General features: G+C 34.0%; 13 protein-coding genes. 10 read left to right on the top strand and 3 right to left on the bottom strand.

What is annotated here, in order from left to right; all coding sequences use genetic code 11:
• Positions 1-155 precede the first annotated feature (155 nt).
• The gene (locus tag CLV33_RS10730; RefSeq protein WP_042241525.1) at positions 156-488 is read right to left on the bottom strand and encodes a single-stranded DNA-binding protein; all 333 of its coding nucleotides are present in this window, start codon (positions 486-488) and stop codon (positions 156-158) included.
• A 321-nt stretch (positions 489-809) separates the two neighbouring features.
• Here CLV33_RS10730 and CLV33_RS10725 point away from each other — a divergent pair, with 321 nt between their 5' ends.
• Both CLV33_RS10725 and CLV33_RS10720 read left to right on the top strand, forming a co-directional pair.
• Entirely contained in the window at positions 810-1160 is a 351-nt protein-coding gene (locus CLV33_RS10725) for a hypothetical protein (protein WP_042241527.1), read from the top strand.
• 57 nt (positions 1161-1217) lie between these two features.
• Complete coding sequence (locus tag CLV33_RS10720) at positions 1218-1910, top strand: hypothetical protein (RefSeq protein ID WP_105473894.1); 693 nt, start codon at positions 1218-1220, stop codon at positions 1908-1910.
• Between the two features lie 3 nt (positions 1911-1913).
• On the opposite strand, the gene CLV33_RS10715 is transcribed toward CLV33_RS10720, so the two are convergent.
• Entirely contained in the window at positions 1914-2381 is a 468-nt protein-coding gene (locus tag CLV33_RS10715) for a CBS domain-containing protein (protein ID WP_042241533.1), read from the bottom strand.
• Positions 2382-2509: 128 nt separating this feature from the next.
• On the opposite strand from CLV33_RS10715, the gene CLV33_RS10710 reads away from it, so the two are divergent.
• Both CLV33_RS10710 and CLV33_RS10705 read left to right on the top strand, forming a co-directional pair.
• Positions 2510-4798 carry a M28 family peptidase gene (locus CLV33_RS10710; protein WP_105473893.1) on the top strand — a complete coding sequence of 763 codons (2289 nt, stop codon included), beginning with the start codon at positions 2510-2512 and terminating at the stop codon, positions 4796-4798.
• 166 nt (positions 4799-4964) lie between these two features.
• Entirely contained in the window at positions 4965-5678 is a 714-nt protein-coding gene (locus tag CLV33_RS10705; RefSeq protein WP_105473892.1) for a hypothetical protein, read from the top strand.
• A 62-nt stretch (positions 5679-5740) separates the two neighbouring features.
• Here the strand turns inward: CLV33_RS10705 and CLV33_RS10700 are convergent, their stop codons facing one another.
• The gene (locus CLV33_RS10700; RefSeq protein WP_105473891.1) at positions 5741-6262 is read right to left on the bottom strand and encodes a hypothetical protein; all 522 of its coding nucleotides are present in this window, start codon (positions 6260-6262) and stop codon (positions 5741-5743) included.
• A gap of 112 nt (positions 6263-6374) precedes the next feature.
• Between CLV33_RS10700 and CLV33_RS10695 the strand changes: the two genes are divergently transcribed.
• The 6 genes from CLV33_RS10695 (at position 6375) to CLV33_RS10670 (ending at position 12038) form a co-directional block, all read left to right on the top strand.
• The gene (locus tag CLV33_RS10695; protein WP_042241540.1) at positions 6375-6965 is read left to right on the top strand and encodes a HupE/UreJ family protein; all 591 of its coding nucleotides are present in this window, start codon (positions 6375-6377) and stop codon (positions 6963-6965) included.
• 268 nt (positions 6966-7233) lie between these two features.
• On the top strand, positions 7234-7665 hold the full coding sequence (locus CLV33_RS10690; RefSeq protein WP_042241545.1) for a deoxycytidylate deaminase: 432 nt from the start codon (positions 7234-7236) through the stop codon (positions 7663-7665).
• Entirely contained in the window at positions 7665-9254 is a 1590-nt protein-coding gene (locus tag CLV33_RS10685) for a S41 family peptidase (protein WP_105473890.1), read from the top strand. Before CLV33_RS10690 ends, CLV33_RS10685 begins: the two co-directional genes overlap by 1 nt.
• Positions 9255-9654: 400 nt before the next feature.
• The gene (locus CLV33_RS10680) at positions 9655-10821 is read left to right on the top strand and encodes a hypothetical protein (protein ID WP_105473889.1); all 1167 of its coding nucleotides are present in this window, start codon (positions 9655-9657) and stop codon (positions 10819-10821) included.
• A gap of 32 nt (positions 10822-10853) precedes the next feature.
• The gene (locus CLV33_RS10675) at positions 10854-11402 is read left to right on the top strand and encodes a hypothetical protein (RefSeq protein ID WP_105473888.1); all 549 of its coding nucleotides are present in this window, start codon (positions 10854-10856) and stop codon (positions 11400-11402) included.
• Between the two features lie 9 nt (positions 11403-11411).
• Positions 11412-12038 carry a hypothetical protein gene (locus CLV33_RS10670; RefSeq protein WP_146109733.1) on the top strand — a complete coding sequence of 209 codons (627 nt, stop codon included), beginning with the start codon at positions 11412-11414 and terminating at the stop codon, positions 12036-12038.
• Positions 12039-12197 lie beyond the last annotated feature (159 nt).

Genomic DNA, 12197 nt, shown 5'->3' with positions numbered 1-12197 from the left:
CCTAAGTTGTAATCCCGCTGGGTGCGCTTCGGCTTGATAGGATTGTCTTTCATAAAATAAGTCATTTTTATGTCAACTTATTTCAGGACGGGACAATAACATAAAAAAAGGCGCTTCCCTCAAAGCACCTTTTTGTTTGTGGGCAAAAAAAGATTTTATTTGCTCAACATCAACAATTCATTACAAATAATTTCGGTTACATAGCGTTTTTCACCTTCTTTCGTTTCGTAACTTCTATTTGTTAATTTGCCTTCTACGGCTATTTCTTTCCCTTTTGTAATATAATTTTCAACAACATTTACCAAGCCACCTCTAACAACTATATTGTGCCAGTTAGCGCGTTCAACTTTATTGCCATCTTTATCTTTGTAGCTATCGTCTGTGGCAAGCGAAAATTTTGCCATTTTGTTACCGTCTTTAAAGTTAATAATTTCAGGATCTTGCCCTAATCTACCAATCAACTGTACTTTGTTTCTAAGTGCGTTCATAATTTTAATTTTTAAATGTTAAACAGTTAATACATGTCCTAAACTCGTTTCAGGATCTTTTTAATTTTATTTCAAATGTCTTTTTAAGAATGTGTTACTGAAACAAGTCCAGTACAAATCCGACACTGCAAATATCAAACAGTACCCAAATAGTATTCGGTTTTTACACGTTTAAATTCGTTTGTAAATGTTTGTAATCGTTTGTAAACGGATATAATAGTTTTTGTATATTCGTATTTTGCTTTAAATCAGAAATTTATAGGGAATCGGCATTTTTATATCTTACATGTAAAAAAATAAAATAATTAACAGCTTAAAAGAATGGAAAAACAATGCTTAGAATGTGGTGATAAAATTGTTGGCAGGATTGATAAGAAATTTTGCAGCGATGGATGCAGAAACGCATACAATAATAGAGTAAATAAGGACAGCAAAAATTTAATACGAAATACAAATAATAGATTACGTAAAAATTACCGCATTTTAGAACAATTAAATCCCAATAAAAAAACTACAATTTCTAGAGCAAAGTTAATTGAGGTTGGTTTCGATTTTAATTATTTTACCAGCATTTACACCACAAAAGCTGGTAAAATATATTACTTTATATACGACCAAGGGTACTTGCCGCTAGAAGGCGATTATTATGCACTGGTAAAACGAGAAAGCTAAAACCTTGTAACAAATGGTGGTGTTTGCACACTAACATTCTGTAAATTCCGTTAAAAAATGTCTACCTTAATAGCAATTGCCATAATTGTATCTGCAGCAGTAATAATTGGTGTGTTATCTTTTTACTTTGGAAAGAAACAAAGTGTATTGCGACGTTTATCAAAATTAAAAGATAAAGATATTTTACAATTTAGAACCAATGAGCCCACAAAGGTTACGGGTAAGGTGCTGCATGTGCACCAACCTTTTGTGGCGCCATTTAGTAAAAGGAAATGTGTGGCTTATGAGTTTAAGATCCAGCAGAAAAAAAGCTCTGGAAAAAATAGCTATTGGAAAACCCTGGTTAAAGAAAACAATATTCAAGATTTTTTTGTAGAAAAAAAAGGGGATATGGTAATGGTTAAACCTATTACCGCTCCCCTTAATTTTGATATTTATTTAGTTGAAGACAAAACAATAACTTCTGGCTTTTTAAATAACCCATCACCAGAATTTAAGAAGCTTTTATCTAAATTTAGTATTTCTAGCGAAACCTATTTTGGCTTTAATAAAACATTGCGTTACTCCGAACGTATTTTAGAAATAGGAGAAACCGTAACAGTTGGTGGCATTGCGAAATGGAAAAATTTAGACACAACCGTTACTGGTTACAATTATTCTAAAATTGCAACTTTAGAAAGTGGCGGTAAGCAAAACATTATTATTACCGATTTGCCTGAGGCAAAAACCATAAAAAGAAAAAGAATGTAAACCTTACTTCCAGGTTTGTCCTTTTAGGGCCATAGCAGCTTTTAAGACATCTTTTTGGCTTATTTGTCCTACCAATTTACCATTTTCAACAATAGGAAATCTACGGTGTTTAGCTTCTAGAAATTTATTGGCAGCATCAAAAATATTCATGTTACCATCAATAGTATCTACGTCGCTGGCCATAAATTTTTCAATGGTTTTATCTTGCATAGGCATGTTGTAGTAGCGGCTTTCGCTTATTTGTTTTATACAATCGCCTTCAGAAATAATACCTATTAATTCATGTTTCTCATTTACCACAGGTCCTCCAGAAATTCTGTGCTTAATAAGTGTTTGCATCACAGTTTCTATAGTTTGGTCTGGTGTAAATGTTATTAAATCTCGCGTCATATAATCGCTCACCTTAAGTGGCGTATCATTCGTTACTGTAGATTGTTGTCTTCTCGACCCTTGAAAACTCTTAATGCCCATAATATTCAAATTTTAGATAAAAATAAATATAGCTAAAAAAAATCAGTTTTCCTAAAAGTATTATCTAAGGTAAAAATTACAACCATAATTTGCGTATTTTTATAATTAATAACTACTAAACTAAGGTTATGATAAAAAAAGCACTTGCAGTCTTACTCATAATACTTGCTATTTATTGGAGTTTTTCGGCTATCATTCCAAGCAATATCTCTACGATTGATGCGCCAGACAATCAGTTTTCAACTCAAAGAGCGCTTGTGCATCTTAAAGAAATTTCAAAAGAAACACATTATTTAGGTAGTGAAGCGCATAGTAGAGTTAGAGATTATATCTTAAAAGAGTTAAAAAACTTAGGGCTAGAAACCCAAACACAAGAAGGATATGCTATAGACGAAAATGGCGAGTTTTCTAAACCAATAAATATCCTTGGGCGACTTAAAGGTAGCGAAAACGGAAAAACACTGTTATTGCTCACCCACTATGATAGTGAACCGCACTCATCTTTTGGGGCAAGCGATGCGGGTTCTGGAGTGGTTACCATTTTAGAAGGGCTAAGGGCTTTTTTAAATGCCAACAAAACACCAAAAAATGATATTGTGGTTTTAATTACCGATGCAGAAGAATTGGGGCTCCATGGTGCTGATATTTTTGTAAACAAGCACCCATGGGCAAAAAATGTTGGCTTGGTACTTAATTTTGAAGCTAGGGGCAGTGGTGGCCCAAGTATTATGCTAGTTGAAACCAATAAGGGAAACGCAAACTTAATAAAAGGATTTACTAAAGCAAATCCTAATTACCCTCTGGGGAATTCCCTGTTTTACAGTATTTATAAAATGTTGCCAAATGATACCGATTTAACGAGGTTTAGAGAAGACGCAAATATTGATGGTTTTAATTTTGCATTTGTAGACGATCATTTTGATTATCACACCGCTCTAGATACTTATAGTAGGTTAGATAGAAATACTCTAGAACACCAAGGTAGTTACCTAATGGCATTGCTTAATTATTTTAGTGAAGCCAATTTAAGTGCGCTTAAAAGTATTGATGACTTAGTGTATTTTAACGTACCACTCTTTAAAATGGTTACCTATCCATTTTCATGGATATTGCCCTTGTTTATTTTGGCGGTTTTAGTCTACGTTTTACTGGTTGCTTATGGTTTTAAAAAACGTAGAATAGAACTAAAACCAGTACTTAGAGGGTTTGCTGCGTTTTTTAGCGCTTTTATTGTTAGTGTATTAATTGGTGTTTTTGGATGGAAATTACTGTTGGCACTGTATCCTCAGTATGGTGAAATTCTTCATGGTTTCACCTATAATGGGCACACTTATATTGCTGCTTTTGTTTGTGTGGCAGTGGCGATTTGCTGTTTGGTTTATAATAAGGTTTACAAACCCGAAAATGGGGCAAGTTTAATAGTAGCACCACTCTTTTTTTGGTTGGTAATATGTGGCGTTATAGCCTTTAAATTAGAAGGTGCTAGTTTTTTTGTAATCCCTGTATATTTTGGGCTTCTTAGCTTTTTTGTATTACTGCGACAAAAAAAGCCAAACCCCATATTGCTTACGCTTATGGGTTTTCCGGCGTTATTAATTTTTTCGCCTATGGTACAAATGTTTCCTGTAGGTTTAGGGCTAAAAATGTTAGTGGCATCTACGGCCTTAGTGGTGTTGGTTTTTGGGTTGTTAATTTCGGTTTTCGCATTTTTTAGGCACAAAAAACGTTGGGGTTATTTGTTTTTAGTTTTGGGCTTGTATTTTGTGGTAAGCGCACATTTTACATCAGATTTTACCAGAGAACGCCCTAAGCCCAATAGCTTACTTTACATATTAAATGCAGATAATAATACAGCAGCATGGGCAACTTACGATAAAAAATTAGACAATTGGACGGCTCATTTCTTCGATAAAACACTTGCCGAAAGTAAAATAGAAAATACTTTTGCTAGCAAATACAAAACTAAGCTTGAATACACGAAAAAAGCTGATGTAGTTTTAATTCCTAAACCTGTAGTTGAGGTGTTTACAGATACTGTAATTGGTACTTCTAAAGTTGTAGAAATTTGCATTACACCGCAACGCAAAGTACATAGAATTGAGGTGTTTGCAAATACATCTTATGTGTTTAATACATTAAAAATAAACCAACTAGAAATAGAAGAAGACGGTAGGTTTAAATTTAATAGCAGAAATACAAACAAGTTATTAACATACTATGTGCAGGATAATACACCTCTAGAATTGCAAATTACAATTCCTAAAACCCAAAAAACCGAATTTTTAATTTACGAGGCGTCTTACGATTTACTTGACAATAAATTGTTGGATGTTCCAGCGCGATATACTAGCATGATACCAAAACCCTTTGTCTTGAATGACGCGGTTATAGTAGAGAAAAAGCTAAAGGTGAACTAGAAACTAATAATTAATAAACTTTTAAGAGATTAACTGCCAAATTTTTATAGTTTTGGGCGTTAAATAAAAATAAACAGACGATGAAACAAGCCTAACGACCAAATTGGTTCTGCCAAAGGGGTATTGGCGAGTTATATTGCACTTTTTTTAAAATAAATTTTTACAGATGAAACGAATTATGATGTTAGCGGCTTTAGCCATGGTATTTCAAATAGGGGCACAAAGCAACACAGAGCTAATAAAACATTTTGAAGCTTACAATAAGCAAATGCGCGCGCAAGGAGATGTACAAGGTATGATAAATGCCATGACACATTTAAATATTTTAGTGCCTTCAGAAGCTAGAAAAGATACTTTGGCTTATATCTACATGAGCGAAGGGCAATACATGCAAGCATTAAACACAATAGGCATAGATCCAAAAGTAGACGATTCTGATATTGCACTTGAAGTAAAAGCAATGTCGTTAAAGGCTGTTAAACAACCAGAACGTGCATTGGTACACTTTAACGAAATGTTTAAAAGAAACCCGAGTCCTGCCTTGGCCTACGAATTGGCAGAACTTAATTTGCAATTACAAAAGCTAGATGAAGCCTTAACTCATATTAATTATGGTTTAGCAAATGCAACACCAGAAATGAAACATGCATACTATGAGCAACAACAGCCTTATCAAGTAGAGTTAAAAAGTGCGTTTATGTATTTAAAAGCATTGCAATTGTTTCAAAAAGATAGAAAGAACAATATAGATGCAGCGGTTGATATTTTAGATGATACATTAAAAGCATCGCCTAACTTTAACTTGGTAAACCTTACCAAAAATGAGATGTTAAGGCAAAAACAAATGATGCAAGCACAAGAAGCGCAACCAAAGCAGTAATTTTAATTTAAAAAAAAGGGTGTCAATATATTGATGCCCTTTTTTAGTTTATTGATAATTTTTTAATCTGGGCGCACTATGTTTTGGCTGTCCTTCTCCAGTTTTTTGTTCAGTTGAAAATTTAAGTTAGAATACGCCACTAAAAGTTCCTTAGTGGATGCAGCGAGTTCTGGTGTGGTTGTGGTACGCAATTTATAAGTTTCATCAAGTTTATAAAGCATGTTTTCTACAATGGTAATTCTAGAAAGTACCGATTGTGTTTTTAACGTGTCAGGGATGGTGTTACGTAATTCTTTTATCAATACAAAAACCGATTGTTCATCTTCATCAAAAAAAGAAAAATCAGCTTTTTTAATATTTTCAATAGTAGCTTTAAGTCTAGAATAAGGTTGCCAAGGTTCGGCTAAAACTTCTGCTTTTGGGTCTAGTGCAAACTCAGTATATTTAAATTTAGCTATATCGGCTTCTGTTAAACGGTTGTTTTTGTTGCTGTTGGTAGAAGAAGCCTCTTCGTTTTGTTGCTGTTGTTTGTTATTGCAACAAACTATGCAGAAACATAAACTTAATAGTATTAAAAACCTCATTGTGCTATGTGTTATTATTTATATTGCTAACTCTACAAATATATAGTAATAGTTTACTTTTTTAAACGTTTTGATTAATTGTATATTTGGTGAACCCTAAAATCTAATTAAAATGTTTGATAACTTTCTTTTTAATGTAGAATATGGCGTAAAGCATGTGCTAGATATTAACGCCTACGACCACGTTTTATTTTTAATGGTGCTTACCATTCCTTATATCTTTAGAGATTGGAAGCGTGTGTTGCTATTAGTCTCATTATTTACATTGGGCCATACGTTGTCCTTAGTTTTGGCAGCCTATAATGTGGTAACAGTTAGTGGTGCTTTGGTGGAGTTTTTAATTCCTGTAACCATACTTATTGTTGCGCTTTACAATGTATTTACTGCTGGTAAAGGCGCACAAAAAGAGCGCATAGGTGTACTGTTTATAACTACGTTATTTTTTGGATTGATTCACGGATTGGGGTTTGCCAGAGAATTCCATATGCTTTTGGGAGAATCTGATAATAAAATAATATTACTGTTAGAGTTTGCTTTGGGTATAGAGATTGCTCAAATTATTATTGTATTTATTGTACTTTTTATAGGTTATTTAGTGCAAACTATTTTTAGGTTCTCTAAACGCGATTGGATTATGGTAATCTCCTCGATTGTTATTGGTTTGGTAATTCCTATGTTATTAAATAGCGACTTTTTAAGTTAAGCTTAAACGTATTCAATACTTTTGTATAAACTTTAACGCCATTGGCATTGTAATTACAACAAGAACCTGTTATTTTCGTTATAAGGTTTTGCGTTAGGAATTGTAGCGGCATCCTTTTTTCGAGGAACGCGAAAAGACCAGCCTGATTATCAGAGGTAGACAGGTATGGTGAAAAGCCCAAACCGAGTATAAACCTATATAAAATTTTTCGGAATTATAATCGAGGTTAACTTTCCTGCCGGCAGGTAGGCGCCTTAAATAAAAATTAATGCAAGACGAAAAACAATTAAAATACGATAAAGCTTATTTGCGAATAGCACAAGAGTGGGGAAAGTTATCGTATTGTAAACGGAAACAAGTTGGTGCGATTATTGTAAAGGATAGAATGATTATTTCTGATGGATATAATGGCACACCAACAGGTTTTGAGAATTTTTGTGAGGACGAAGAAGGATATACCAAGTGGTATGTGCTACATGCAGAGGCTAATGCAATTTTAAAAGTGGCAGCATCTACTCAATCTTGTAAAGGTGCAACGTTGTATATAACACTTTCGCCTTGTAAGGAGTGTAGTAAATTAATTCATCAGGCTGGTATAGTAAAAGTAGTATATCATAAAGCTTATAAAGATGATGCCGGATTAAAGTTTTTAAAACGCGCCGGCATACATTTACAATTAATAGAGGATTTAAAAGCATAATGCATTTTCAAAAAAAATATTTGCCTTTAATATTAGGAGTGGCCATAGCTGCTGGTATTTTTATTGGCGGAAAGTTAAATTTCGCCGATGCTCCAGACCGTTTATTTACTTCTAATAGTAAAAAAGATAAACTTAACAGGCTTATCGACTACATTGAATACGATTATGTAGATGATATTAATACCGATAGTATTGTTGATGTTACGGTAAACGGTATTTTAGAAAATCTCGATCCGCATTCGGTGTACATTCCAAGAGGCGATATGGAGCGTGTGGCAGAAGAAATGCGAGGTAACTTTGTGGGTATTGGCGTTAGTTTTTATACTTATAAAGACACAATTGCCGTTATTCGCCCAATTGAAAACGGGCCTAGTGCTAAAGCAGGTATAAAGGGTGGCGATAGAATTATTGTGGCAGATAACGATACCTTATACGGAGATGCTTTAGAAGATGGAGAACTTGTAAAAAAACTTAAGGGGCCATTAAACTCTAAAGTAGAATTAAAAGTATATCGCAAAGGCGAACCAGAGTTACTAACCTTTAAAATAAAACGCAGTAAAATCCCTATTAAAAGTGTAGATGCCGCATACATGTTGACTGAAAAATTGGGGTATATTAAAATTAATAAATTTGCAGAGTCTACCTACAGAGAGTTTAAGCAAGGTCTCAATAAATTAATTGCGCAAGGAGCAACACAAATTGCCTTAGATTTAAGGGACAACCCTGGTGGGAGGTTAGATATTACCGAACAAATTATTGACGAATTTTTAGAGGACGATACACTAATATTATTTACTAAAAATAAGCGTGGTGATATAGAAGAAACTTACGCAACAGCCAAGGGTGATTTTGAAGATGGTAAAGTGTTTGTGTTAATTGATGAAAACTCTGCATCGGCCAGTGAGATTGTTGCAGGTGCTCTTCAGGATAATGATAAAGGGATTATTGTGGGGCGTCGCTCTTATGGTAAAGGTTTGGTGCAACGTGAAATGGATTTGGGAGATGGTAGTGCAGTACGTTTAACGGTATCTCGTTATTTTACACCAACAGGACGTTCTATTCAAAGACCTTACGATAAGGGAAATAGGGCTTATTACGAAGATTATTTTAAACGTGTTGAGAACGGAGAGCTCACTGATGGCGCTAAAATTGAAGTAGCCGATTCCTTAAAATTTACCACGCCTAAAGGGAAAATAGTATACGGCGGTGGTGGTATTATACCTGATGTTTTTGTGCCTGTTGATAAATCTATGAATAACGAAACACTAAGCTATTTAAAGCGTAGAGGTGTTTTTGGTTATTTTACATTTGAAACTTTAGAGAAAGACCGAAAAGCTTATGATGATTATACCCGTAAAACTTTTATAGATAATTTTACTGTTAGCGATGACCTGTTACTCGAGTTTCAGGATTATTTAAATGTAAGGACGGGTTCTAATATTACCTTTGTAGCCTACCACGAAGAAGTAAAACAATACTTAAAAGCCACCTTTGCCGACCAACTTTTTGGTAATGGTGCCTTTGAGGAGGTTATCAACCAACGCGATATTATGATTGAAGAGGTTATAGATTTGAGTGAACAGGAGTGATAGTTAAATAATTTTTTTCTGGGATAAATCACTTAAAATTTTATGATTTTATTTACGTCACTTGTTGATTAAAATCTATGTTTTAGAAGCCTAAAACTTTACAAAACATTCTATTTTACGGTTTTTCCACAGCAGAAAACCCAGTTTTTAGATAAAATGCATAAAAAAGCGTAAAATTTATGTGAGAAATTATGTTTTTATGTTTAGATTTATACCACAACATTGTCTTCCCAAAAACTAAATAATGGTGTAATTTTAATTAATCATCCATTTAAAACGTATTTAATTTTATGTATTTAAATTACTCAAACCTCAAACCTCAAACCTCAAACCTCAAACCTCAAACCTCAAACCTCAAACCTCAAACCTCAAACTTTCTAAACTTTTAAGATTTTCTTTTTTGGCTTTATTCTTATTAACTTTTGTAAACTGTGAAGATACAATAACCCCAGAGCCAGAGCAGCAAGAAGAAGACGTTTTACAAGATGTTTTGCCACGGGTAGAAACTATGACTTATGAAAGTGTACCCCAAAACTTTAACAAACTAAAAGGGCATTTTAAGTTAAGCAAGCATTTAGAAGGCGATACCGAATTCTCTAAAAACACCAGTAGCAAAAACGATATCATTATCCATACCGATGTTGTAAAGGAAGTTACTTTGGGCGATTATAAATCGTACACCATGCGCATTACCATGCCCAATGCGCCGTCAAACAAATTGTTTAATTTAACTGTGGAAGAAAAGAACGGTAAAGAAGGCTTGTTTTTAACTATTTACACCTCAAAAAGTGTAACCGCTAAAGGGGGCAGTGTAGATGCGGGCAGTGTTGAAACCCGAAGGTATCATGATTTTGAGACCATACCGCCATATGTAGAAGGAGAGGATGCCAATGCGGGAACTGGTGGTAGTGCTGGAGGTGGTGGTAGTACTTCAGGAGAGGCTACTCTAGAATATCCTTATAACTGTAATGGCGATATAATAATACAACCAAATTCTGCTCGAGTTCCTTATCAGTGTACTTGTAATGATCACTGGCCATGGCAAGGTTGTGATTGTCCTGTTTATGGCGGTGAAGCTCCTGGTTATAATTATGTTGATGGGTATTTATGTGTGCCTCATGACGACGGTGGTGACCCAGATATGAATACGGGTACAACAAACACAAATACAGGAGGTAGTTCGAGTGGTGCAGGCTCAGGAGATAATGATACGCCTTCTATAGCTGTGATTGTTGATGATGAAACCCCATGCGACCCAGCTCCCCCAGGTGATTTAAATGGGGACTGTAAAGTAGAACGGTATGAAGTTTGTTTAAATAGCCTAAACAATAGGTTGGTAAGTAGATTAAGCGAAGAAAATTTCAACGCTATAATAAATTATTTGAATAAAGAAGGTTGTGGTGATAATAGTGGGTTTATTAACAGCGCGATTGAAGCTTTGGTAAATGATGGTGAGGTAGATTTTGAAAATGAGTTGATTATAGATAAATCATTCAAGGATACTAAAGCACATTGCGTACTAAAAACTTTAATATCCTCGAATAATAATATTTTAAAAGAACGGTAGAAGCTTTTACAGATGGAAAAAGTAAATTTAAATTGAAGTTTACTGCCAAAACTGACGGAAGTGATCCTGCACCAGCCAGAACACCATTTAATTCATCTGGAAATATTATAACAATTCGATTTAATTTGGCTGTAGCAACTGATGCAACTTTGGCAATAGATTTAGCTGGTACTATTTTGCATGAATCTATTCACGCAGAATTACATAGGTTGAAATTAACAAATAATTCAGGGCCAAATCCACTACCCGCTTCTTTGTTTAATTGGTACATGCAAATGTGGTCTTTTTACGAAGCTATAAATAATGAGGACTTCGACGATCCTTTAGATGTTCTTAATCAAACAGCTGCAGATTCTCAACATAATCTTATGGCTTTTCGTTTCATAGACCCAATTGCTTCTGGATTAAGAGAATTTGATGAAAATTCGTATCCTTTAGATAATTATAAGCATTATGTGTGGAGCGATGGTCTAGATGAATATGGTTTGGATGCTGGTTATATAACAGATAATGAGCTAACACGTCTCTCTATTCTATCAAAAATTGTTCGTGATGATAATCATAAAAATACTTGTGATTAAAAACCTTTGATGATGAAGAAACTATTATTAATTATTATTGCTATAAACCTTTTATACTGTAAAGGAAAAGCATTTGATGAAAACCAGAAAGTGAAGTATTACCCCTCAGAAAAATATTTTGAAAGTAATGGGGTGGTGGAAATTGATTTATACAATCCTAACATAAATTTCAAAAAAATTTATCGTAGAGTAAATGAGTTACATGTTAATGATTCTACACCTTATTTTGAAATAACCCACGATGATACTTTGAGAAGAATTATGCCTTTAAGAAATGATTGGGGACATGGTTCTTCATATAATATACTAGGAATCAGTAAAGATTCAATTTGGAAAGAAAATGGATACCCTATTACAGAATTATATAAATTATTGAAAAAACATTATGAGAATTGTGGTAAAAATCCTCAATATTCAATAAGTGCGGAGAAAGCTTGGGTAGAGGTAGAATTAGATACAAATGCCACAGGATCAGATTTAGAAAAGGCTCTTCTAAATCTCACTAATATTTTTGATAAATTAAATAGAACACATGCTGACACTTTAGAGTTAAAGGTTGGGTTGAGTTATTTTTCTCAAATTCCTCCACCTCCACCTCCGCCAAAAGATGCTGAGAATATCAATATTGGAATATAAATTGAAATTTAAAAGATTTGTATTAAGAATATATACCTAGTTAGAAATAATAACATCCCCGCTACCGCTAAACTTCGCTTAGCGGCGATAAGAGTAAGAAAAACAGAAGCTTTTACAAACCATATTATTATGGAGGTAAAAGCTTTTTGTTTTTTAAGC

This window comes from Jejuia pallidilutea (genome assembly GCF_002973595.1).
GTDB classification, from domain to species: domain Bacteria; phylum Bacteroidota; class Bacteroidia; order Flavobacteriales; family Flavobacteriaceae; genus Jejuia; species Jejuia pallidilutea.
Note: the sequence above shows the minus strand (reverse complement) of the source record. Positions and strands in the feature narration are given on the sequence as shown.

Coding starts and splice junctions, on each gene's coding strand:
- CLV33_RS10730 (WP_042241525.1), bottom strand. CDS start 488: ATGAACGCACTTAGAAACAAAGTACAGTTGATTGGTAGATTAGGGCAA.
- CLV33_RS10725 (WP_042241527.1), top strand. CDS start 810: ATGGAAAAACAATGCTTAGAATGTGGTGATAAAATTGTTGGCAGGATT.
- CLV33_RS10720 (WP_105473894.1), top strand. CDS start 1,218: ATGTCTACCTTAATAGCAATTGCCATAATTGTATCTGCAGCAGTAATA.
- CLV33_RS10715 (WP_042241533.1), bottom strand. CDS start 2,381: ATGGGCATTAAGAGTTTTCAAGGGTCGAGAAGACAACAATCTACAGTA.
- CLV33_RS10710 (WP_105473893.1), top strand. CDS start 2,510: ATGATAAAAAAAGCACTTGCAGTCTTACTCATAATACTTGCTATTTAT.
- CLV33_RS10705 (WP_105473892.1), top strand. CDS start 4,965: ATGAAACGAATTATGATGTTAGCGGCTTTAGCCATGGTATTTCAAATA.
- CLV33_RS10700 (WP_105473891.1), bottom strand. CDS start 6,262: ATGAGGTTTTTAATACTATTAAGTTTATGTTTCTGCATAGTTTGTTGC.
- CLV33_RS10695 (WP_042241540.1), top strand. CDS start 6,375: ATGTTTGATAACTTTCTTTTTAATGTAGAATATGGCGTAAAGCATGTG.
- CLV33_RS10690 (WP_042241545.1), top strand. CDS start 7,234: ATGCAAGACGAAAAACAATTAAAATACGATAAAGCTTATTTGCGAATA.
- CLV33_RS10685 (WP_105473890.1), top strand. CDS start 7,665: ATGCATTTTCAAAAAAAATATTTGCCTTTAATATTAGGAGTGGCCATA.
- CLV33_RS10670 (WP_146109733.1), top strand. CDS start 11,412: ATGATGAAGAAACTATTATTAATTATTATTGCTATAAACCTTTTATAC.